The following is a 20,963-nucleotide window of genomic DNA, read 5'->3' as shown; positions in this document are numbered from 1 at the left end:
AGTATCCCGGCCATGGGCGGCCGGCGGCTTTACACAAACCGCCAAGTATAAGCTGTTAGCCGCCCCGACTGGCAGGATAAAAGTGCCTGGCGATCAGAGGTCGCGGGCGCCGCCGTAGTAGGCGCAGCCCTGCAGGGTCTTGCCGTCGATGCGCAGCTCGGCCTTGAGGTGGCGGATGGCACCGGTGGCGCCGTCGACGCAGCGCTGCGGCGCGACCCACAGCTCGACGCGCTGGCCGTTGGCCTCGCTGGACAGACTCAGGCCACCGCCGGGCATTGCCTCTTCCAGGTAGGGCAGCGCCAGCGGATCCTGGCCGATGCGGTTGAGCACCATGCCCTTGCCGCTGGCCTTGATGTCCCAGTCCGGCTCGTGGCCGCCGGCACGCAGGGTCAGCTGCTTGAAGTTCGGATCTTCGCAGCCGGAATACTCGGAGGTTTCGAGGCGGTACAGGCGGGTCACGTCGAGCTGGCCGTCGCTGCCGGCCTGCTTGCTGCCGGTCATGCGCGCGCGGACGTCGGCGAACAGCTTGTCACCGGCGTCGTCGGCCAGGTTGGCGGCTTCCTGCAGGATGCCGGTGGCGGCAACGTCGTTGACGATGAAGCGACGGCTTTCGCTGCAGGGCTTGAACAGCAGATGACCGCCGGCCGCGCTCAGTTCACCTTGCATGCGGGTGGTGCCCAGGTTCGGGTCGACCGGTTTTTCGGCCAGCATCTGGCAGCCGGCGAACAGCGGCAGCAGGGCGGTAAGCAGCAGGGAAGGGGTGAGGCGCATGCGGCGGGCTCCGGGAAACTTTGCAAAAGAGCTGGCCACGTTACGCAGGGTGCGCATGGATCACAAGGGCCTCATCGCGGGGCAAGCCCGCTCCCACGCTGCGATGAGGCCTGTGCAGGCGCAAGAAAAAAGGGCCCGAAGGCCCTTTGATCATTCAACCCCCCAGATACGCGTCGCGCACCTTCGGGTCGGTCAGCAACGCTTCACCGGTACCCTGCATCACCACCTTGCCGTTCTCCAGCACATAAGCCCGATCGGCGATCTTCAGCGCCTGGTTGGCGTTCTGCTCCACCAGGAACACCGTCACGCCATCGCGGCGCAGCTGTTCGATGATGTCGAAGATCTGCTGGATGATGATCGGCGCCAGGCCCAGCGACGGTTCGTCAAGCAGCAGCAGCTTGGGCTTGCTCATCAGCGCCCGGCCGATGGCCAGCATCTGTTGCTCGCCGCCGGACATGGTGCCGCCGCGCTGGATGTAGCGTTCCTTCAGGCGCGGGAACAGCTGCAGGACCTTGTCCAGCTGCTCCTGGTAGTCGCCCTTGTCGGTGAAGAAACCGCCCATGGCCAGGTTCTCCTCGACGGTCAGGCGCGAGAACACGCGGCGGCCTTCCGGCACCACCGCGATGCTCTTGCGCATGATGTGCGAGGACGACTGGCCGACCAGTTCCTCGCCCAGGTACTTGATGCTGCCGCTGCTCGCCTGGGGCGAGCCGCAGAGGGTCATCAGCAGGGTCGACTTGCCGGCGCCGTTGGCACCGATCAGGGTGACGATCTCGCCCTGGTTGATCTCCACGTTGACGCTGTGCAGCGCCTGGATCTTGCCGTAGAAGGTGGAAACGTTCTCGAACTTCAGCATTTACGCCTCCCCCAGGTAGGCCTTGATCACATCAGGGTTGCCGCGAATCTCTTCCGGCGTGCCATTGGCCAGGGGCGTGCCCTGGTTGATCACCACGATGTGGTCGGAAATGCTCATCACCAGTTTCATGTCGTGCTCGATCAGCAGCACGGTCACGTTGTGGGATTCGCGCAGGTAGGCGATGAGGGCCTTGAGGTCCTCGGTCTCCTTGGGGTTGAGGCCCGCGGCCGGTTCGTCGAGCATGATGATCCGCGGTTGGGTCATCATGCAGCGGGCGATTTCCAGGCGCCGCTGTTGGCCGTAGGCGAGGGTGCCGGCGGTACGGTTGGCGAACTCGGTCAGGTTGACCTTCTCCAGCCAGTACTGCGCGCGCTCCATGGCCTGCTTCTCGCTGCGACGGAAGCTCGGGGTCTTGAACAGGCCGGCGAAGAAGTTGGTGTTCAGGTGACGGTGCTGGGCGATCAGCAGGTTTTCCAGCGCGGTCATTTCCTTGAACAGGCGCACGTTCTGGAAGGTCCGCACCACGCCCTTGCGGGCGATCTGATGGCCGGCCAGGCCCTGGATCGGCTGGCCGTCGAGCAGGATGGTGCCGCCGCTGGGCTTGTAGAAGCCGGTGAGGCAGTTGAACACGGTGGTCTTGCCGGCGCCGTTCGGGCCGATCAATGCCACCACCTGTTTTTCCTTGACGGTCAGGCCCACGCCGTTGACCGCCAACAAGCCGCCGAAGCGCATGCTCAGGCCGCTGACTTGCAGAATTTCGCGGCTCATCGAGGCAGCTCCATGTGCGGACGTTGCATGGGCAGCAGGCCCTGCGGACGCCAGATCATCATCAACACCATCAGCGCACCGAACATCAGCATCCGGTATTCGCTGAACTCACGCATCATCTCCGGCAGCAGGATCATCACGATGGCCGCGAGAATCACGCCCAACTGCGAACCCATGCCACCCAGCACGACGATGGCGAGGATGATCGCCGACTCGATGAAGGTGAACGACTCCGGTGTCACCAGCCCCTGGCGGGCGGCGAAGAAGCTGCCGGCGAAACCGGCGAAGCAGGCACCCAGGGTGAACGCCGAGAGCTTGATCACGGTGGGGTTCAGGCCCAGCGCGCGGCAGGCGATCTCGTCTTCACGCAGCGCTTCCCAGGCCCGCCCGATCGGCATGCGCAGCAGGCGGTTGATGACGAACAGCGCCAGCAACGCCAGCAGCAGGGCCACCAGGTAGAGGAAGATCACCTTGTTGATCGAGTTGTATTCCAGCCCGAAGAACTCGTGGAAGGTCTGCATGCCCTCGGCGGCGCGGCGTTCGAAGGTCAGGCCGAAGAACTCCGGCTTGGGGATGTTGCTGATGCCGTTGGGGCCGCCGGTCCAGTCGGTGAGGTTGCGCAGGAACAGGCGGATGATCTCGCCGAAGCCCAGGGTCACGATCGCCAGGTAGTCGCCGCGCAGGCGCAGCACCGGGAAACCGAGCAGGAAGCCGAAGGTGGCGGCCATCAGGCCGGCGATCGGCAGGCACACCCAGAAGCTCCAGCCCAGGTAGTGCGAGAGCATCGCGTAGCTGTAGGCGCCGACGGCGTAGAAGCCGACGTAACCCAGGTCGAGCAGGCCCGCAAGCCCCACCACGATGTTCAGGCCCAGGCCCAGCAACACGTAGATCAGGATCAGCGTGGCGATGTCGACCGCGCCGCGCGAGCCGAAGAATGGCCAGATCAGCGCCGCCACGATCAGCCCCATGATGACCCAGCGCTGGGTCTTCGGCAGGGTGAGGAAGTTGGTCACCGAAGGCGGTACCAGCTTGCGCTCCGAGCGGCGGCCCATCACCGCGCTCCACTGCTTGTCGAACAGTACGCGCAGGAACATCAGCACCGAGCACGCGGCGATGATGCTGATGGTGAACGAGCCCTGGCTGTGCACGATCAGGCTGATGCCGTCGATGCTGAGTTTCAGGCCCAGCACCGGGAAGGCCACGGCCCAGACCAGCAAGGCGCTGAAGAACGCCTGTTTGAGATTTCTGTTCATACTTTTTCAACCTCCGGGCGGCCCAGGATGCCGGTCGGCCGGAACAGCAGGACAAGAACCAAAAGACCGAATGCCACCACGTCCTTGTACTGGTCGCCGAAGATGTCGGCGCCGAACGCTTCGGCCACGCCCAGCACCAGCCCGCCGAGCATGGCGCCCGGGATGCTGCCGATGCCGCCCAGTACCGCCGCGGTGAAGGCCTTCAGGCCCACCAGGAAACCGGCGTTGGGGTTGATCACCCCGTACTGCATGCTCAGCAGCACGGCCGCCACCGCCGCCAGCGCGGCGCCGATGACGAAGGTCAGGGCGATGATGTTGTTGGTGTTGATGCCCAGCAGGTTGGCCATCTTGATGTCCTCGGCGCAGGCGCGGCAGGCGCGGCCCAGGCGGGAACGGGAGATGAACAGGGTCAGGCAGGTCATGGCGACGAGGGTCACCACGAACACCAGGATCTGCATGTACGAGACCAGCACTTCCTCCGCGCCCCCCGGGCCGAACGAGAAGCTGCCGGGGATCAGGTTGGGGATGGACTTGTCCTTGGAGTCCTGCGACAGCAGGACTGTGTTCTGCAGGAAGATCGACATGCCGATGGCGGAGATCAGCGGGATCAGCCGGTTGCTGTTGCGCAGCGGCCGGTAGGCGACCCGTTCGATGCTGTAGCCGTAGGCGCTGGTGACGAAGATCGTGGCGACGAAGGCCACGGTCATCAGGATCGGCAACGAGTGGATGCCCATCATGGCCAGCCCGGCGAGGGCGATGAAGGCCACGTAGGAACCGATCATGTACACCTCGCCGTGGGCGAAGTTGATCATGCCGATGATGCCGTACACCATCGTGTAACCGATGGCGATCAGCGCGTAGGTACTGCCGATGGTCAATCCGTTAACCAGTTGTTGTAGGAAATGGTAGATCTCAGGCATTACAGCGCTCCTAAAAACCTGATTTGCATTTCTCTGGCGGGGGATGACCCCGGCCCATGTTCTCGTGGTCTACGCCACGTGATCTTGTGCGGGCACAACCAGGAAACCGCGGGTGACGGTTTTAAGATTTTCAGGTGAACCGGCTCCCGGATCACGGGAATCAGGTCCATAGAACCTCGTAAAACAAAGCCCACTGCTCGCACAGTGGGCTTCTCGGTCAGCTATTAGTCACGCAGTTACTGAGGGGAGACTTCGGTCTTCGGCTTGCCGAAGTGCCATTCGTAGACCACGAACTTGAAGTCTTTCAGGTCGCCTTTATCGTCGTAGGACAGGTCGCCGGTCGGGGTCTTGAAGGTACCGGCGTGGATGGCGGCAGCCACCTTGTCGGTGTCTTCGGACTTGGCAGCCTTGATGCCTTCGGCGATCAGCTGGACAGCCGAATAGGCCGGGAACACGAACGGACCGCTCGGGTCCTTGCCGTCGGCCTTGATGGCGTCGACGATGGCCTTGTTCGCAGGGTCGGCGTCGAACGACTTCGGCAGGGTGACCAGCAGGCCTTCGGAGGCGCCCTGGGCGATCTGCGAGATGGAGTCGTTACCCACGCCTTCCGGCCCCATGAACTTGGCTTTCAGCCCCTTCTCTTGCGCCTGGCGCAGGATCAGGCCCAGCTCCGGGTGGTAGCCGCCGTAGTAGACGAAGTCGACGTTGTTCTGCTTGAGCTTCTGGATGATCGAGGAGAAGTCCTTGTCACCGGCGTTCAGGCCTTCGAAGACGGCGACCTTGGTGCCTTTCTTCTCGAGAGTGGTCTTGACCGCGGTGGCGATGCCTTCGCCGTACTGCTGCTTGTCGTGCAGGACCGCGACGACCTTCGGCTTGACGTGGTCGGCGATGTAGTTGCCGGCGGCCGGGCCCTGGGCGCTGTCCAGGCCGATGGTGCGGAAGACCATCTTGTAGCCACGGCTGGTGATGTCCGGGGAGGTGGCGGCGGGGGTGATCATGATCACGCCTTCGTCTTCGTAGATGTCGGACGCAGGCTGGGTGGAGCTGGAGCACAGGTGGCCGATCACGTACTTGACGCCATCGTTGACCACTTTGTTGGCGACGGCCACGGCCTGTTTAGGGTCGCACGCGTCGTCGTATTCCTTGGCTTCGAGCATCTTGCCATCGACGCCGCCCTTGGCGTTGATGTCCTTGATGGCCTGTTTGGCGCCGACGAACTGCATGTCGCCGTACTGGGTCACCGGCCCGGTCTTGGGACCGGCGATGCCGATCTTGATGGTGTCGGCGGCAAACGAATGGCTGGCGACTCCGGCCAGAACCATCGCGGCAAACAGCTTGGAAATCTTGATCATAGTGCTCCACTCATTCTGTTGTAATTCTTATAGTCCTGAGGCCAGGGCTACAGACCGGGCGGGATCTACGGCCTGGCTACGCCATGCCGTGAGCCCACCTTCCCCCGGAACATGTCCCGGAACTGTACCGGTACAGTGTAGAGCGCCGTCCGAGCGCTTGAAAAGCGGGCGAAAAGCGTCTGTTTCGAGGGGTGTCGCCTGGTCGACATAAAGATACAGAAAAGCGCCATCACTTTGCCTGTATCTGCGGCTCGCCCCCACAAGTTCGGGCCTGATCGACCAAATTACGTATTTGAAACCAGGTTTTTCTGCAAAAATGCCGGCCTTTTTGTTGGACGATCTTTGCGCAGGTAAACCCATGACTGATCAAGTAAGCACCCTCTATGCCAAATTGCTCGGCGAGACCGCCGTCATCGAGTGGAAAGCCCTGGAGCGTTTCTGGGCCAAGGGTGACCTGATTTGGGTCGACCCCAGCCTCGACCTCATCACCGTTGCCGAGGCGATGGCCGAGAATCGCAGCGAGATCTTTGCCAAGTGGCGTAGTGATGGCACTGTCGGGCCGGTTTCCGCCGAGCAGGCGCTCGACCTGCAAACCCGCGATCCAGAGATCTGGGCGGTGGTGGTTTCGCCGTTCATCGTGATCCAGGCGAAGAAAGCGGAATAAGCACGCGCTTTTTTAGTGCGCAAAAACGCGCAGATGCCCCACGCTGGTGCGCGTTGACGCTCACGTAAGGTGGAAGTTGGTAACAGTGGCGGGGTGATTTGGCGGGCCGGTAACAGTTTACGGCATGCGTAACTGGGGCTGCTGCGCAGCCCATTCGCGGCACAAGGCCGCTCCTACAGGAGGGCGCGATTTCCTGTAGGAGCGGCCTTGTGCCGCGAAAGGGCCACTAAGTGGCCCCTGCTCTATCAGTAATCCACGCGCCCGGTATGGCTGTTCAGCGAAATCACCCGGGTCTTGCCGATGCGATGGCGGAAGATCTCGCGCAGGTACTTCACCGCCTTCTTCACGCACTCGCGCGACAGGCGGATATCGTTGATCGAGACGAACCTGCTCTTGTCGTTGATCAGCTCGCGGTATTTCTTCTCGTACATCGGCTTGATCGCGTACCAGTTGGTGTCGAGGATCTTCGCCGGGTTCTCGAACTCGTTGAGCAGGTCGTCGATGCTGTCTTCATCGAAGTGCTCGCTGGTGATGAACTCCAGGATCGCGTTGTCCATGGTGTCGTCGAAGCGGTACGGGTTGCGCGCGAAGCAACGCTTGATGAACGCCACGATCAGCGTCAGGAAGTCGTCCGACAGGCACGGGCTCTTGGCGATCAGGGTGGTCAGCGAGAGGTTGGCCGAGGCGCCGATCACCAGCGCGTAGCGCTTGAGCGTGGTGTTGGGGAACAGGCTGTTGAGGTGGGTCTTGAGCCGGTTCAGGTCCATGTACGACAGCTTGTAGTCCTTGGGCAAGGATACGATCGACACCACCGACGAGCAGTTCTTGAAGAAGTGCAGGTCGTGCAAGGCCGCGGCGTCGTAGCCCGAGGCCTGGTACTGCTCCAGCGCGGCGCGGTAGCGGCGCGACTCGATCGGCAGCAGGCTGATGCCCTCGATGGCCTGGGTCTGCTTGTTGAAGTGCGGCAGGTCGATGGAGCGGAAGAACAGGTCGTCGATGTCCAGGCGCGGCTGCTCGCGCTCGAACACCTTGAACTTGTCCGACCCCGCCGGCGGCACTTCCGGCACCACCGATTCGGCGTAGGCAATGGCCACGGGGCCGGCCAGGCTCATGAACAGGTCGTTGGCGTCCAGGCGGATGGTCTCGCCGATGTCGATGCCGGCGCGACGGAAGTAGTTCTGGTCGTAGTCGGTGGTCACCGCCTGGGCGGTGAGGATGTTGAAGATCTGCTGGGAGATGTACTGGTTGGCGTGCTTCTCCATGGCGTTGACGTCGATGTTCTGGATCGTGCCGTCATCGCTTTCTTCGGCGTAGCGCATGATGTCGTTGGAAATCAGCATCATCGCGTTCCACGGGCGGATGCGGCCCATGACGCTGGCTTCGCTGCTGTCTTCGTTGTCGAAGTTGTACGAGAAGTCCCATTCCTCCGACAGGTATTTGCACAGCAGGCGGCCGGCGTTGATGTGCAGCGCCTCGGACATCTCGCTGCGGTGGTCGGAGGCGTTGGGCAGCACGCAGATGCCGCTGGTGAAGATCGGTTCGAAGACGAACGAGTGCCCGCTCTTGCCGTCGTTCTCGTCGGCCGGCTTGGTGTCGAAGGTCTTGTTCATGTACGAATACTGCTGGGCCAGGCCGAACTCCGAGGCCATCCCCGAGCCGGTGCCGCCACCGGCGCTGAAGATGTAGAAGTACAGGCGCGACTGGTTGGCCTTGATGCCGCAGGAGTCGATCAGGTACGAGTGGATCAGCTTCCAGTCGGCGCTGGAGAAGCGCTGGGTGTCCTTGTTGAGGATGATCTTGGCCAGGTACTGGCCAAGGATCGGCGCGTTACCGGCGCCCCCGGCATGCACCTCGGACAGGTCCATGATCTTCATCTTGCTGTAGTCGCGCAGGAAGCCGCCGCGCTCGCCCTTGCGCGAGAAACGGATGCGCCCGGCGATGTCCTTGTCCAGGTCACCCAGCATCACCAGCGGCTCGACCAGGAACACCGGCTTGGCGGCCTTGTTCTGCACCAGGCGCAGGTTCTGGCGGATCCAGCGCGCCGGGCTGTAGCCGGCCTCGCCCTTGAAGCGGTCCTCGTTGTTGTACTCGTTGAGGAAGAAGGTGCGGGCGTTGTACACCAGCTCCGCCACGTCCAGGGCGATGTTCGAGCCGCAGCGGCCCAGGCCGATCAGGCACACCGACGGGAACTGCTGCTCCAGGCGCAGCTGGTCCTCGTCCTCGACGTGCAGGTTCGGCGGGAACACCAGGTCGCGCAGGCCGTCGAGGTTGTCGAGGATGCGCTGGATGTCCTGCTCGGTGAAGTACAGGTACTGCTGCGCCGGCATGCTGCGGGCGGCGGGTAGGTCTCGAGCACTGCCAGCGGTCAGCGAGGTGGGGCTGAGGGTCGGCTCGGGAGCCGCATTGGCAGAAGTGTTCGTAGAGGTCATAGTGCGCCATTTGCCTGGTGTGGTTGGCTTCCCGGTGATGCATGTCATCTAGCCATCACGGAGAAATTTCGCGACTTTATCAGTGCGTCTTTTTCTTATGCGATAGGGGGTTTCCTTAGTCGGACTAAGGTTTTTCCCTTCGCACCCGCATTGCATCGTCCGTTTGTCACGCTTCTTTAATCTGGAGTCGCTCATGAGTACTGCATTGCCTTCGCTGGGGTTTGCCGGAATCGGCCTGATGGGCCTGCCGATGTGCCGTCGGCTGCTGGCCGCCGGGTATCCGCTGACTGTGTGGAACCGCAGCCCGGACAAGTGCGCCGAGCTGGTCGCCGCTGGTGCGCGACTGGCCGCCAGCCCCGCCGAGCTGTGCCAGGCGACGGACATGGTGCTGCTTTGCCTGGCCGACACGGCGGTGGTGCGCGAGGTGGTGTTCGGCGAGCAGGGCGTCGCCCAGGGCGGGCGCAGCGGTCAGTTGCTGGTGGACTTCTCCAGCCTTGAGCCGACCGCCACCCGGGAGATGGCCGCCGAGCTGGCCGCCCTGTGCGGCATGGCCTGGCTCGATGCGCCGGTGTCCGGTGGCACGCCGGGGGCCGAGGCCGGCACCCTGGCGATCATGGTCGGTGGCGAGGCGGATGATCTCGAGCGGGCGCGGCCGGTGCTGCTGACCCTGGGCCAGCGGGTCACGCACATGGGCGCGGTGGGCGCCGGCCAGGTGACCAAGGCGTGCAACCAGATGATCGTGGCCTGCAATGCATTGGTAATCGCCGAGGTAGTGGCGCTGGCCGAGCAGTCAGGGGTCGATGCGCGGCTGATCGCCGAGGCGCTGGCGGGTGGGTTTGCCGACTCCAGGCCGCTGCAGATCCTTGCCCCGCAAATGGCCGAGAGCCGCTTCGAGCCGGTCAAGTGGCACGTGCGCACCTTGCTCAAGGACCTCGACACCGCGGTGAAATTCTCCCGCGAGCAGGGCTCGGCGACGCCGCTCAGTGGCCTCGCCGCGCAGTTGATGCGCCTGCACGGTAGCCAGGGTTATCTGCAAAAAGATCCGGCGACCCTGGTAGCGCTGTATCGCAACAAGGACTGAGTTCGCCCGGCTGGCGGTCGAGCCGTTCGAGGATCGGCCGCAGCTCGGACAGCGGCACCGGCCGGCTGAGCAGGTAGCCCTGCAGGTAGTCGCAGCCGTGGCTGGCGAGGAACTCGTGCTGCTCGACGGTCTCGACGCCCTCGGTGACCACCTTCAGGTGCAGGGTGTGGGCCATGATGATGATCGCCTGGACGATCTCCCGGTCCTTCTGGCTGCCCGGCACGTCCTGGATGAACGAGCGGTCGATCTTCAGCACGTCCAGCGGCAGCCGTTTGAGGTAGGCCAATGACGAATAGCCGGTGCCGAAATCGTCGATCGACAGCGCCACGCCCTGGGCGCGGATGCGCTTGAGCAGGCTGATGGTGTGATGAATGTCGCCCATCAGCGCGTTTTCGGTGACCTCCAGTTCCAACTGGCGCGGCGCCAGGCCGGCCTGGAACAGCGCCATCTCCACCTCGGTGGCCAGCTCTTCGCGGCCGAGGGTGAGCGCCGAGCAGTTCACCGTGACCTTCAGTTCGCCATAGCCATGGCGATTGAGCTGGGCCAGGTCCTCGCAGGCACGGCGCAGTACCCACAGGTCCAGTTCGGCGATCAGGCCGTTGGCCTCGGCGATGCAAATGAAGCGGTCAGGGCTGAGCAGGCCGTGTTGCGGGTGCTGCCAGCGCACCAAGGCCTCGAGCTTGGCCACCTGGCCGCTGCGCAGGTCGAAGATCGGCTGGTAGTGCACGCACAGGCCGCGTTCCTCGAACAGCGCCACACGTAGTTCCTCCTCCAGTTGCAGCTCCAGGGTGGCGCGGGTCTTCAGGCCATTGTTGAAGAAGTTCAGGCTATTGCGCCCGCAACCCTTGGACTGGTACAGCGCCAGGTCGGCGTTCTTCAGCAGTTCCTCGGTGCTCTGGCCGTCGTCGGGGAAGATGCTGATGCCGATGCTGGTGGTCATCACCATGCGCCGGCCCGCCAGGTCGATCGGCTCCTTCATCCGCTGCATGATGCGCTGGGCCAGGTGGCGGGCCTCGTCGCGGCTGTTGAGGCTGGTGACGATGCAGAACTCGTCGCCACCGAAGCGCGCCACCAGGTCCTGGCTGCGGGTGGCGGCCTTGATATGGCCGGCGATGACCTTGAGCAGCTCGTCGCCGGCAGCATGCCCGAGGCTGTCGTTGATGCGTTTGAAATGGTCGATGTCGAGGAACATCACTGCCAGCATGCCCTCATGGGCGGCCTGTTCGGCCAGGCGCTCGGCGAACACCTGGTTGAAGCCGCGGCGGTTGACCAGGTTGGTCAGGGCATCGTAGTGGGCGGCCTGCTGCAGCGAGGCCCGGGCCTGGTCGAGCTGGCTGAGCAGCACATTGACCCGGCGCAGGTCGTGCTCCTTGCTCTGCAGCTTCTTGTCGGCCAGCGCCGCGCTGATGCTGCCGCCGCTGATCAGCAGGGTGATGACGGCGATGGTCAGCGCCAGTTGCAGGCTGTTGTCGGCCGAGGGCAGGCGCAGGGCGGTTTCGCCGGGAATCACCAGGGTCATGGCGGCCATGCCGGTGAAGTGGGTCAGCACGATGCCGCTGGCCATCAGCAGGCTGGCGCCGTACTTGAGCAGCAGGTGCAGGGTGCCGCTGCCCTTGTTGAAGTAACGGGCCATCAGCAGCGCGACCAGGCTGGCGAGCACGGCAATGGCGACGGAGGCGAACAGCAGGCCGGTCTGGTAGTACTGCTGGGCGCTGGTCTGCAGGGCGGCCATGCCGGTGTAGTGCATGACACTGATGCCCAGGCCGATGAACAGTGCGGTCTGCAGGTAGTGACGCAGGCGCATTTCACTGCGGTTGAGGCTGTTCATCGCCAGCCAGGCGGCGAGCAGGGCCACCAGCAGCGACAAACCGGTCAGCGGCGCGTCGAAGTGGATCTCCAGCGGTGCCTGGAACGCCAGCATGCTGATGAAGTGCATGGCCCAGATCCCGCCAGCCAGACAGCAGGCGCCGAGCACTCGCCATTGCCGACGGGCGAAGCGGTCTTCGCAGTGGCTCTGGCGTTCGCTCATGTCCAGGGTGGCGAAACAGGCGGCGCTGGCCACGATGAAGGCGAGCAGCACCAGGAAGGGGTTGTGTCGGCAGTCGAGGATGATCTGTCCGGTCGCCGGCAGCTCGGCGAACAATTGCAGTCCCAGCCACTCCATTGCAGGCCTCTTCGTCGAGTCTTCACTCGTCCCCAAAAAGCACGGATGGAGACTGTTCCTGCAGGAGTATAGAAACGGGTGCTTAAGCCTTCCTGATTAATGGCACTTTGATTTCTACCATTTGGATATGAGGGCAATAGCTGGATGGTCTAAATGGATATCGCTGAACCGCACAAACCCTGTAGGAGCGGCCTTGTGCCGCGAAAGGGCCGCGCAGCGGCCCCGGCGATCTTTGCATGAACGCTGAAATCCTGGGGCTGCTTTGCAGCCCTTTCGCGGCACAAGGCCGCTCCTACAGAGGAAGCGTGAGTCCTGATCAACCGGCGACAAGCACCCGGATCGCCTCAAGGCGCAGCGCCGCTTTGTCCAGCGCCGCCAGCCCTTCTTCACGCTGCTTGCGCAGGGCATCGATCTCGCTGTCACGCACGCTCGGGTTCACGGCCTTCAGCGCGGTCAGGCGCGCCAGTTCCTCGTCGGCCTCGGCGGTGAGCCGCTGCCGGGCCTGGGCCACGCGTTCGTCGTGGGTCGGCAGGACCTTGGCCTCGCCGGCGGCGATGCGCTTGGCCAGCACGTCGCGCTGGGCCTGGACGAACTTGTTGGCGCTGGCCTTGGGCACGCTTTCGAGCTGGTCGTTGAGGGTTTCGAACGCCACCCGCGGGCCCAGGTCGTTGCCATTGGTGTCGAGCAGGCAGCGCAGCGCGGCCGGCGGCAGGTAGCGGCCCAACTGCAGGCTGCGAGGAGCCACCACTTCGCTGACGTAGAGCAGCTCGAGCAGCACGGTGCCGGGCTTGAGCGCCTTGTTCTTGATCAGCGCCACCGCTGTGTTGCCCATCGAACCGGACAGCACCAGGTCCATGCCGCCCTGGACCATCGGGTGCTCCCAGGTGAGGAACTGCATGTCCTCGCGCGACAGCGCCTGGCCACGGTCGTAGGTGATGGTCACGCCTTCGTCGTCGCCCAGCGGGAAGCTGGCGTCGAGCATCTTCTCGCTCGGCTTGAGGATCAGGGCATTTTCCGAATGGTCCTCGCTGTCGATGCCGAAGGCGTCGAACAGGGTTTCCATGTAGATCGGCAGGGCAAACTGGTCGTCCTGTTCGAGAATGGCCTCGACCAGCGCCTGGCCTTCGCCGGCACCGCCGGAGTTGAGCTCCAGCAGCCGGTCGCGGCCGGTGTGCAGCTCGGCTTCCAGGCGCTCGCGCTCGGCGCGGGCCTCGGCCACCAGCTTGTTCCAGCTCTTCTCGTCACTGTCGGCCAGCAGCGGCAGCAGGCGCGGGCCGAACTGGTGCTGCAGGGCGTTGCCGGTCGGGCAGGTGTTGAGAAAGGCGTTGAGGCCTTCGTGGTACCACTGGAACAGGCGCTCCTGCGGGCTGTCCTGCAGGTACGGGATGTGCAGCTGGATCGTGTGCTTCTGGCCGATCCGGTCGAGACGGCCGATGCGCTGCTCGAGCAGGTCGGGGTGGGCCGGCAGGTCGAACATCACCAGGTGATGGGCGAACTGGAAGTTGCGGCCCTCACTGCCGATCTCGGAGCAGATCAGCACCTGGGCGCCGAATTCCTCGTCGGCGAAGTAGGCGGCGGCGCGGTCGCGTTCGAGGATGCTCATGCCTTCATGGAACACCGTGGCCGGGATGCCGGAGCGCACGCGCAGGGCGTCCTCCAGGTCCATGGCGGTCTCGGCGTGGGCGCAGATCACCAGGACCTTGGTGCGCTTGAGCATCTTCAGGGTGTCGATCAGCCAGTCGACCCGTGGGTCGAAACGCCACCAGCGCTCGTCGTCGCCGGTCTCGCCCTGGGCCTGGAAGGCCACTTCCGGGTACAACTCGGCGCGCTCGCCCGAGGGCAGCTCGGCGTAGGCGTCGGGGTTGGCCAGCGGGTAGGGGTGCAGCTGGCGCTCGGGGAAGCCCTGGATCGCCGCGCGGGTGTTACGGAACAGCACGCGGCCGGTGCCATGGCGGTCGAGCAGCTCGCGGATCAGGCGGGCGCTGGCCTGGCTGTCGCCATCGCTGACCGCGGCCAGCAGGGCTTCGCCTTCGGCACCGAGGAAGCCTTGGATAGTCGCGTGGGCCTTGGCCGACAGACGGCCTTCGTCGAGCAGTTCCTGCACCGCTTCGGCGACCGGGCGATAGTTTTCGCTCTCGGCACGGAACGCGGCCAGGTCGTGGAAACGGTTGGGGTCGAGCAGGCGCAGGCGGGCGAAGTGGCTGTCCTGGCCAAGCTGTTCCGGGGTGGCGGTGAGCAGCAGCACGCCCGGGATGACCTGGGCCAGTTGCTCGACCAACGCATACTCGGCGCTGGCCTGCTCCTCGTGCCAGACCAGGTGATGGGCCTCGTCGACCACCATCAGGTCCCAGCCGGCGGCGAACAGCGCGTCCTGGGCCTTCTCGTCCTCGACCAGCCATTCCAGGGCGACCAGCGCCAGCTGGGCATCCTCGAACGGGTTGCTGGCGTCGCTCTCGATGAAGCGCTCGGCGTCGAACAGCGCCACCTGCAGGTTGAAGCGCCGGCGCATTTCCACCAGCCACTGGTGCTGGAGGTTCTCGGGCACCAGGATCAGCACGCGGTTGGCGCGCCCGGACAGCAGCTGGCGGTGGATCACCAGGCCCGCCTCGATGGTCTTGCCCAGACCCACTTCGTCGGCCAGCAGGACCCGTGGGGCGATGCGGTCGGCTACTTCACGGGCGATGTGCAGCTGGTGGGCGATAGGCTGAGCGCGCACGCCGCCCAGGCCCCACAAGGAGGAGAGCATCTGCTTGCTGGTGTGCTGCAGGGTGTTGTAACGCAGCGAGAACCACGACAGCGGGTCGATCTGCCCGGCGAACAGGCGGTCGCTGGCCAGGCGGAACTGGATGAAGTTCGACAACTGCGTCTCGGGCAGGGTGCGCGGCTGGTTCTGGCCGTCGATGCCGTGGTAGACCATCAGGCCGTCGATGTCCTCGACTTCCTGCACGGTCAGCTTCCAGCCTTCGAAGTGGGTGATCAGGTCGCCGGGCGAGAAGCGCACGCGGGTCAGCGGCGCATTGCGTAGCGAGTACTGGCGGGTGTCGCCCGTGGCCGGGTAGAGCACGGTCAACAGGCGGCCATCCTGCGCCAGGATGGTCCCAAGACCGAGCTCGGCTTCGCTGTCGCTGATCCAGCGTTGCCCCGGTTGATACTGCTGCGCCATACTGCCAAAACTCCCGCGATGAAAAAGCCGGCTATGTTAACGGATCGGCTTCGCCAGACCAATGAATGTGAAGAGTCTAGCGCTTTCATCGACGAACACCGTCCCGTCACGAGGGCCACGCGCCAACATGGTTGCCAAGCACCGCTGGTTGAACGTCACCCTGGGCCTGGGCAGCCTCGCGCTGTTGGCTGCCTGTGAACAGAAGAGCTTCGAAGTCCTGCCGCCGATTCCGGTCGAGCAACTGGAGGTGCTCGGTGTGCAGACACCGATCAAGAGCGTGCACTTCCATGACCGCGAGGGGGAAGGCCTGCTGGTGCTTAGCCGGGTCGACGGTCAGGCCACCGACCCCGACACCGAAGAGGAAGTCGACAAGGTGGTGCTCAAGGCCACCTTGTATGGCCGCGCCGCCGGCGGTGATGCTTTCAAGGCGCGCTGGCAGATCGAGCAGGAGACCACCTGCGCCGGGCTGGACCTGGACGTCGACTTCTATACCGATGTCAGCGATGTCGGTGACCTGAACAAGGACGGTGTCGCCGAAGTGACCGTGGCCAGCCACGCCTTCTGCGGCGGCGGCATCGATCCCCACGACATTGCCATCGAGATGCGCGAGGGGCAGGCGATCTACACCATCACCGGTCAGTCACTGATCAGCCCGCCCGGTGAAGACGCGTTCGGCGGCGAGCGCGAGGACAGCGCCTCGCTCAAGAGCGCCCCGCAGGACGTGCGCGAGCACATGGACGCGGTCTGGCAGCAGGTCTACAAGCGGCCCTGGAGCGAGTCGAGCGCCGCGCCCGACGACGACCCGGACGACGAGGCCGAGTAAGCCCGCGCTATACTTCAGCCCGGTGCGGCGCCGTGACACGCCGCACACCTTCGACCGCGGGCATTCAAGGCGGCGCACCACCAGCCGATAACAAGGCTACAGGAGACCCACCATGCTGCCGCCGATCATCCCGCTCAGTGCCGCCCCCGTGACCTCGCAACAGGATCCGGTCAAGCCGCCGCCGACCATCCCGCCGGTAGTACCCGCGCAGCCGACCTCCAGCGACGGCACCATCGATCTCAAGCACCACCGCGACCCCGAGGAGCAGACCCTGCTGCTGCGCGAGGAGCAGCGCCGCCAGCAGCAACGGCGCAAGCAGACCGAAGGGGAGCGCTATGAAGCCGTGCCCGGCGAGGAGCTCAACGCCGACAACACCGTGCCGGTAGCGCCTATGGGCGAGCGCACGCGCCAGGGGCTGTTGGTGGATATCGAAGTCTGACTAGTCAGCACCGTCGCTTGCCTTCATCATGAAGGCCTCTGCTGTCCGTCGAGCCCGCCATGAGCCAAGACAACCTGATCGATTTCGGCGCCGAACGCGCCAAACGCATCCATGACCTCAACGACAAGCGCCTGAACGACATGCGCCAGGCCTTCGAGCAGGCCATGCCGCTGACCCAGGCCAAGAAGAAAAAGCCCAAGGGCAAACCCAAGAAGCGCTGAAACTTGATGCAGGTCAACCCTGCACCCGCCTCGCGCGCCCGGCCCCGGGCGCCATTGACTCCGGTCAATTTTCCCCCTCCCGGCATTGGTTACCTTGCACCCATCGGATGACGGCACATCAAGGGAGGGGCCGACATGTTCTTCGACAACGTGGTTATCGCCGGTGTGGTAACGGTCGGGTTGATGTTGGCGTTCTTCGCCGGTCTGGGCATTTTCATCTGGAAGGACTCGAAAAAGCGCAATCAGCGCTGATCCTTCCCGATTCACGAGCACGCAAGGCATTTAGGGCGACTTCGGTCGCCCATTTTTTTTGCCTGGATTTTCATCCCGGGGTGGGGCTTGCCGACGAGCGGGGCGCATCCCTCTCAGGGCTGCTGGGCGGTCGCCGCCAGCACGATCTCGCGAATGCACACCTGCTGCGGCTGCTGGTAGGCCCAGACGATCGCCCCGGCCACATCCTCGGCGCTCAGTACCACGCCGCCCATGTCATTGGCCTTCCACGCCTCGTAGTCGCGCTTGATGCCCTCGTCGGTGGTGTGTCCGAGCAACTCGGTCTCCACCGCGCCCGGCGCGATGGTCACCACCCGCACATTGTGCGGCGCCAGCTCCTCGCGCAGGTTCTCCGACAGCCCGTGCACGGCGAACTTGCTGCCCACATAGGCCACATGGTTGGGGAAGGTCTTGCGCCCGGCCACGGAGCTGACGTTGATCAGCGTGCCATGGCGCCGCTCGATCATCCCGCCGAGCAGCGCATGCACGCCGTTTAGCAGGCCCTTGACGTTGATGTCGAACATGCGCTCCCACTGCTCCGGGTCCTGTTCGTGCATCTGCCCCAGCAGCATCACGCCTGCATTGTTCACCAGGGCATCGGCCGGGCCGTACAGCGCTTCGGCCTCGGCCACGGCGGCCACCAGCGCCGCCCGGTCGCGGATATCCACGGCGCGGCACAGGCAATCGGGGAGTGCCAGCGCCTCGAGGCGTTCCAGGCGTCGGGCGATCAGCAGCAGCGGATGCCCCGCAGCGCTGAAGCGCTGGGCGGTGGCGGCGCCGATACCGGAGCTGGCGCCAGTGACGATGATCAGGGGTTTGTTCATGGTTGCCTCCCAGGCATAATCGCTTTCGATGGCCAAGATTCTAGATAGCGCTAGCGGCCATGAAAAACGGCTTTTTTCGTTGGCTGGCATCGGTTCTATCTATGGATATCCGTCATCTCAAGGCATTCATCGCGGTCTTCGAAGCGCGCAACATCACTGTAGCCGCCCAGCGGCTGTGCGTGGCCCAGCCGACCTTGTCGGTGACCATTCGCCAGCTGGAGGAGGATCTGGGCGCCGAACTGTTCCTGCGCCAGGCCCGCGGCGTCGAAGTCAGCGAGCAGGCACGCGAGCTGTATCCCCAGGCCTGCCGTATGGTGGCCGAGGCCGAGGCCCTGCGCCTGCGGTTTCGCCAGGGACAGGAGCGGGTGCCGTTGGCGCTGGGCATCGAGGCCGACATCGCGCCGGCCCAGGTCGAGGCCTGCGTGCGCCTGGCCAGCCAGGCGGTGGTGGGTCTGCAGTTGACCCTGCTGGAAGGCTGCGACGGCGACGCTCGCCTGGCCGACGAGGCCCAGCGTTGCGAGGATGAACTGTTCCTGCCGCTGTGGGAGGAAGCGTTCGTGCGGGTGATGGCCACCGGCAGCCAGCCGGACGGTCGCTGGATCACCTGCCCGCAGCATCCCTCGCACCAGCGCTTGATGGGCTTGTATGACGGGGGCGAGCAGGTCGGCCAGGCCGGTTCGTTGCAACGGGTCCTGGCCATGGTCGCCGCCGGGCAGGGCGCGGCCTGGTTGCCGCAGTCGCTGGTCGAGCGTTGCCCGGGTGTCTACTGGCAGCCGGGCAGTGGCCTGACGCTGCGCCGTCGGGTCGGGTTGTGCATGTCCCATGAGGCCTTGGCACTGCCCGCCGTGGCGGCGCTGCATCAGGCCCTGAGCCGCGCTTGAAGGGTGGTAGGCGTTTCTCCGTGTAGGAGCGGCCTTGTGCCGCGAAAGGGCTGCGCAGCAGCCCCGGGATTTCGGCGTTGATGCAAAGATTGCCGGGGCTGCTGCGCAGCCCTTTCGCGGCACAAGGCCGCTCCTACACAGGAACTGCGCATCGACTGGGCAACGCGTGCCTAGAGAAACATCCCCCCAGACACCTCCAGCCGCTGCCCGGTGATCCAGCCATTACCATCCTCCAGCAACAGGGCGATGGCCGCTCCGATATCGTCGGGCAGGCCGACGCGTCCCAGCGCCGTGTTGCCGGCGATATAGTCATTGACCTGCTGGTTGTCGCGCACCACGCCACCGCCGAAGTCGGTCTCGATGGCACCTGGCGCAAGAATGTTCACGCGGATGCCGCGCGCGCCCAGCTCCTTGGCCTGGTAGCGGGTCAGCACCTCCATGGCGCCTTTCATGGCCGCATAGGCGGCGTAGCCGGGCAGGGCGAAGCGGGTCAGGCCGGTGGAGATGTTGACGATGCGCCCGCCGTCGGCCAGCAGCGGCAGCAGGTGCTGGGTGAGGAAGAACGGCCCCTTGAGCTGGATGTTCAGCAACTGGTCGAACTGCGCCTCGCTGGTCTCGCTGAAGGGCACGTTCAGGCCGATGCCGGCGTTGTTCACCAGGAAGTCCAGCTGACGACGGCCGAACTGTTGTTCGAGGGTGTCGCCCAGGCGCTCGGCGAAGGCGGCGAAGCTGGCGCTGTCGCTGACATCCAGTTGCAGCATGGCGGCGCGCACGCCGGCCTGCTCCAGCGAGGTGGCCACGGCGTGGGCCTCGTCGGCCTTGCTGTGGTAGGTGCCGATGATGTCGATGCCGCGAGCGGCCAGGTGTTCGGCGGTGTTCTTGCCCAGGCCGCGGCTGGCGCCGGTGATCAGTGCGATCTTGCGAGTCATGTCGGTTACCTCGGTGGGGTGGTTGTTGAATGACAGGTTATTGATCGGTTGATGGCTGTTAAATCCACGGATTCCGGAAATACTGTTCGTATTGAATGGACAATCGGAGCCCGTGATGAACAAGCTGGAGCTGTTGCGCACCTTTGTCAGGGTCAGCGAACTGAGCAGTTTCACCCTGGCCGGCGAAAGCCTGGGCCTGCCGCGCTCGACCGTCTCCGAGCAGGTGCGTGCGCTGGAGCGGTTGCTCGGCACGCGCCTGTTCAACCGCACCACGCGACGGGTGCAGACCACCCAGGACGGCGCCTTGCTCTACGAACGCAGCAAGGACCTGCTGTCGGGCATGGACGAGATCGAAAGCCTGTTCAGCGCCGACGATGCCGAGCTGGCCGGGCGCCTGCGCATCGACCTGCCGACCATGATGGCGCGGCGGCTGATCGTGCCGGCGCTGCCAGGGTTTCTCGAGCGTTTCCCGCGTCTGGAAGTGGAACTCAGCTGCACCGACCGCCAGGTCGACCTGCTGCGCGAAGGCTTCGACTGCGTGATGCGCATCGGCGCGCTCAGCGACCTGGACGTGGTCGCCCGCCCGGTGGGGCGCCTGAGCATGCGCAACTGTGCCAGCCCCGCCTATCTCGAGCGTCACGGCGTGCCACGGAACCTGCAGGATCTGGCCGGCCATCGGTTGGTCCACTACGTGCGCAACCTCGGTGCCCGCAGCGCCGGGTTCGAATACGAGCAGGAGGGCGAGCTGCGCTTCCAGGCCATGGCCGGCGTGGTCACGGTGAACAATGCCGAAGCCTACTCCGCCGCCTGCCTGGCCGGGCTCGGGCTGATCCAGGTGCCGGCGGTGGGTGTCGATGAACACCTGCGCAATGGTGAACTGGTATCGCTGCTCGAGCCCTGGCAGGCGCGGGCCATGCCGGTGTCGTTGCTGTATGCCCGGCAGCGCCATGTGCCGCGCCGGGTCCAGGCGTTCATGAACTGGCTGGCGGCGCTGCTGGCGTCGCAGGTCGACCCGGTGGCGGCGCCAACCGGCTGAAACGGGAAGGGGCGAGAAAGCGTGGCGAAGATTCCGGCAGTTGCGTTAGGCTGGCACCTGCGCGTCGCCCGCCAGAGGTGACCGTTCCCTGCGTGCGTCACTTCCGAATTTTGCGAGGT

General features: G+C 64.7%; 19 protein-coding genes. 8 read left to right on the top strand and 11 right to left on the bottom strand.

The genetic code is table 11. The annotated features are described in order from the left end of the window. Positions 1-93: 93 nt before the first annotated feature. The 6 genes from VUG52_RS21005 to VUG52_RS20980 form a co-directional block, all read right to left on the bottom strand. The gene (locus tag VUG52_RS21005) at positions 94-771 is read right to left on the bottom strand and encodes a COG3650 family protein (RefSeq protein WP_050704229.1); all 678 of its coding nucleotides are present in this window, start codon (positions 769-771) and stop codon (positions 94-96) included. A gap of 154 nt (positions 772-925) precedes the next feature. Then, positions 926-1,627 carry an ABC transporter ATP-binding protein gene (locus tag VUG52_RS21000; RefSeq protein WP_011532591.1) on the bottom strand — a complete coding sequence of 234 codons (702 nt, stop codon included), beginning with the start codon at positions 1,625-1,627 and terminating at the stop codon, positions 926-928. Next, positions 1,628-2,395 carry a high-affinity branched-chain amino acid ABC transporter ATP-binding protein LivG gene (gene livG / locus VUG52_RS20995; RefSeq protein ID WP_050704230.1) on the bottom strand — a complete coding sequence of 256 codons (768 nt, stop codon included), beginning with the start codon at positions 2,393-2,395 and terminating at the stop codon, positions 1,628-1,630. It lies immediately after the preceding gene. Continuing rightward, positions 2,392-3,648: a high-affinity branched-chain amino acid ABC transporter permease LivM gene (locus VUG52_RS20990; RefSeq protein WP_028692120.1), complete on the bottom strand. Its 1,257-nt coding sequence runs from the start codon at positions 3,646-3,648 to the stop codon at positions 2,392-2,394. The genes livG and VUG52_RS20990 overlap by 4 nt, the downstream gene beginning before the upstream one ends. Continuing rightward, positions 3,645-4,568, bottom strand: coding sequence for a high-affinity branched-chain amino acid ABC transporter permease LivH (gene livH, locus VUG52_RS20985; protein ID WP_028692119.1), 924 nt, complete (start codon positions 4,566-4,568; stop codon positions 3,645-3,647). The genes VUG52_RS20990 and livH overlap by 4 nt, the downstream gene beginning before the upstream one ends. A gap of 236 nt (positions 4,569-4,804) precedes the next feature. Continuing rightward, on the bottom strand, positions 4,805-5,920 hold the full coding sequence (locus VUG52_RS20980; RefSeq protein WP_050704231.1) for a branched-chain amino acid ABC transporter substrate-binding protein: 1,116 nt from the start codon (positions 5,918-5,920) through the stop codon (positions 4,805-4,807). 358 nt (positions 5,921-6,278) lie between these two features. Here VUG52_RS20980 and VUG52_RS20975 point away from each other — a divergent pair, with 358 nt between their 5' ends. Beyond that, a complete protein-coding gene (locus VUG52_RS20975) occupies positions 6,279-6,584 on the top strand; it encodes a DUF2288 domain-containing protein (protein WP_050704232.1) in 306 nt (101 codons plus the stop codon). Between the two features lie 245 nt (positions 6,585-6,829). Here VUG52_RS20975 and VUG52_RS20970 read toward each other — a convergent pair whose 3' ends face one another. Beyond that, entirely contained in the window at positions 6,830-9,013 is a 2,184-nt protein-coding gene (locus tag VUG52_RS20970; protein WP_050704233.1) for a hypothetical protein, read from the bottom strand. A 193-nt stretch (positions 9,014-9,206) separates the two neighbouring features. Here VUG52_RS20970 and VUG52_RS20965 point away from each other — a divergent pair, with 193 nt between their 5' ends. Continuing rightward, positions 9,207-10,094 (top strand): NAD(P)-dependent oxidoreductase, encoded by an 888-nt coding sequence (locus tag VUG52_RS20965; protein ID WP_050704234.1) that lies wholly within the window; start codon positions 9,207-9,209, stop codon positions 10,092-10,094. On the opposite strand, the gene VUG52_RS20960 is transcribed toward VUG52_RS20965, so the two are convergent. Both VUG52_RS20960 and rapA read right to left on the bottom strand, forming a co-directional pair. Then, complete coding sequence (locus tag VUG52_RS20960) at positions 9,994-12,258, bottom strand: putative bifunctional diguanylate cyclase/phosphodiesterase (RefSeq protein WP_331832034.1); 2,265 nt, start codon at positions 12,256-12,258, stop codon at positions 9,994-9,996. The two genes, VUG52_RS20965 and VUG52_RS20960, sit on opposite strands and share 101 nt — an antisense overlap. Positions 12,259-12,574: 316 nt before the next feature. Then, on the bottom strand, positions 12,575-15,421 hold the full coding sequence (rapA, locus tag VUG52_RS20955; RefSeq protein ID WP_280083341.1) for an RNA polymerase-associated protein RapA: 2,847 nt from the start codon (positions 15,419-15,421) through the stop codon (positions 12,575-12,577). A gap of 127 nt (positions 15,422-15,548) precedes the next feature. Between rapA and VUG52_RS20950 the strand changes: the two genes are divergently transcribed. From VUG52_RS20950 to ccoM, 4 genes are all read left to right on the top strand, one after another. Then, a complete protein-coding gene (locus tag VUG52_RS20950; protein ID WP_262952611.1) occupies positions 15,549-16,244 on the top strand; it encodes a M949_RS01915 family surface polysaccharide biosynthesis protein in 696 nt (231 codons plus the stop codon). A 112-nt stretch (positions 16,245-16,356) separates the two neighbouring features. Next, entirely contained in the window at positions 16,357-16,683 is a 327-nt protein-coding gene (locus VUG52_RS20945; RefSeq protein ID WP_050704238.1) for a hypothetical protein, read from the top strand. A gap of 59 nt (positions 16,684-16,742) precedes the next feature. Beyond that, positions 16,743-16,904: a hypothetical protein gene (locus VUG52_RS20940; RefSeq protein WP_177330824.1), complete on the top strand. Its 162-nt coding sequence runs from the start codon at positions 16,743-16,745 to the stop codon at positions 16,902-16,904. Between the two features lie 135 nt (positions 16,905-17,039). Then, positions 17,040-17,156 carry a cytochrome c oxidase subunit CcoM gene (gene ccoM, locus VUG52_RS20935; RefSeq protein WP_023629476.1) on the top strand — a complete coding sequence of 39 codons (117 nt, stop codon included), beginning with the start codon at positions 17,040-17,042 and terminating at the stop codon, positions 17,154-17,156. A gap of 113 nt (positions 17,157-17,269) precedes the next feature. On the opposite strand, the gene VUG52_RS20930 is transcribed toward ccoM, so the two are convergent. Continuing rightward, the gene (locus VUG52_RS20930) at positions 17,270-17,998 is read right to left on the bottom strand and encodes an SDR family oxidoreductase (protein WP_050704246.1); all 729 of its coding nucleotides are present in this window, start codon (positions 17,996-17,998) and stop codon (positions 17,270-17,272) included. Positions 17,999-18,099: 101 nt separating this feature from the next. Between VUG52_RS20930 and VUG52_RS20925 the strand changes: the two genes are divergently transcribed. Further along, entirely contained in the window at positions 18,100-18,879 is a 780-nt protein-coding gene (locus VUG52_RS20925; RefSeq protein WP_331832032.1) for a LysR family transcriptional regulator, read from the top strand. Positions 18,880-19,049: 170 nt separating this feature from the next. Here the strand turns inward: VUG52_RS20925 and VUG52_RS20920 are convergent, their stop codons facing one another. After that, on the bottom strand, positions 19,050-19,808 hold the full coding sequence (locus tag VUG52_RS20920; RefSeq protein ID WP_050704240.1) for an SDR family NAD(P)-dependent oxidoreductase: 759 nt from the start codon (positions 19,806-19,808) through the stop codon (positions 19,050-19,052). A 115-nt stretch (positions 19,809-19,923) separates the two neighbouring features. Between VUG52_RS20920 and VUG52_RS20915 the strand changes: the two genes are divergently transcribed. Further along, complete coding sequence (locus VUG52_RS20915) at positions 19,924-20,844, top strand: LysR family transcriptional regulator (protein WP_050704241.1); 921 nt, start codon at positions 19,924-19,926, stop codon at positions 20,842-20,844. Positions 20,845-20,963: the final 119 nt, after the last annotated feature.

It is taken from the genome of Pseudomonas sp. LH21, from assembly GCF_036549575.1.
Taxonomy (GTDB): domain Bacteria; phylum Pseudomonadota; class Gammaproteobacteria; order Pseudomonadales; family Pseudomonadaceae; genus Aquipseudomonas; species Aquipseudomonas peradeniyensis.
The sequence above is the reverse complement of the archived record's forward strand: the minus strand, read 5'-3'. Positions and strand labels throughout refer to the sequence as shown.

Coding starts and splice junctions, on each gene's coding strand:
- VUG52_RS20925 (WP_331832032.1), top strand. CDS start 18,100: ATGGATATCCGTCATCTCAAGGCATTCATCGCGGTCTTCGAAGCGCGC.
- livG (WP_050704230.1), bottom strand. CDS start 2,395: ATGAGCCGCGAAATTCTGCAAGTCAGCGGCCTGAGCATGCGCTTCGGC.
- ccoM (WP_023629476.1), top strand. CDS start 17,040: ATGTTCTTCGACAACGTGGTTATCGCCGGTGTGGTAACGGTCGGGTTG.
- VUG52_RS20930 (WP_050704246.1), bottom strand. CDS start 17,998: ATGAACAAACCCCTGATCATCGTCACTGGCGCCAGCTCCGGTATCGGC.
- VUG52_RS20915 (WP_050704241.1), top strand. CDS start 19,924: ATGAACAAGCTGGAGCTGTTGCGCACCTTTGTCAGGGTCAGCGAACTG.
- VUG52_RS20980 (WP_050704231.1), bottom strand. CDS start 5,920: ATGATCAAGATTTCCAAGCTGTTTGCCGCGATGGTTCTGGCCGGAGTC.
- VUG52_RS20960 (WP_331832034.1), bottom strand. CDS start 12,258: ATGGAGTGGCTGGGACTGCAATTGTTCGCCGAGCTGCCGGCGACCGGA.
- VUG52_RS20975 (WP_050704232.1), top strand. CDS start 6,279: ATGACTGATCAAGTAAGCACCCTCTATGCCAAATTGCTCGGCGAGACC.
- VUG52_RS21005 (WP_050704229.1), bottom strand. CDS start 771: ATGCGCCTCACCCCTTCCCTGCTGCTTACCGCCCTGCTGCCGCTGTTC.
- VUG52_RS20965 (WP_050704234.1), top strand. CDS start 9,207: ATGAGTACTGCATTGCCTTCGCTGGGGTTTGCCGGAATCGGCCTGATG.
- VUG52_RS20990 (WP_028692120.1), bottom strand. CDS start 3,648: ATGAACAGAAATCTCAAACAGGCGTTCTTCAGCGCCTTGCTGGTCTGG.
- VUG52_RS21000 (WP_011532591.1), bottom strand. CDS start 1,627: ATGCTGAAGTTCGAGAACGTTTCCACCTTCTACGGCAAGATCCAGGCG.
- VUG52_RS20920 (WP_050704240.1), bottom strand. CDS start 19,808: ATGACTCGCAAGATCGCACTGATCACCGGCGCCAGCCGCGGCCTGGGC.
- livH (WP_028692119.1), bottom strand. CDS start 4,568: ATGCCTGAGATCTACCATTTCCTACAACAACTGGTTAACGGATTGACC.
- VUG52_RS20970 (WP_050704233.1), bottom strand. CDS start 9,013: ATGACCTCTACGAACACTTCTGCCAATGCGGCTCCCGAGCCGACCCTC.
- VUG52_RS20945 (WP_050704238.1), top strand. CDS start 16,357: ATGCTGCCGCCGATCATCCCGCTCAGTGCCGCCCCCGTGACCTCGCAA.
- rapA (WP_280083341.1), bottom strand. CDS start 15,421: ATGGCGCAGCAGTATCAACCGGGGCAACGCTGGATCAGCGACAGCGAA.
- VUG52_RS20950 (WP_262952611.1), top strand. CDS start 15,549: ATGGTTGCCAAGCACCGCTGGTTGAACGTCACCCTGGGCCTGGGCAGC.
- VUG52_RS20940 (WP_177330824.1), top strand. CDS start 16,743: ATGAGCCAAGACAACCTGATCGATTTCGGCGCCGAACGCGCCAAACGC.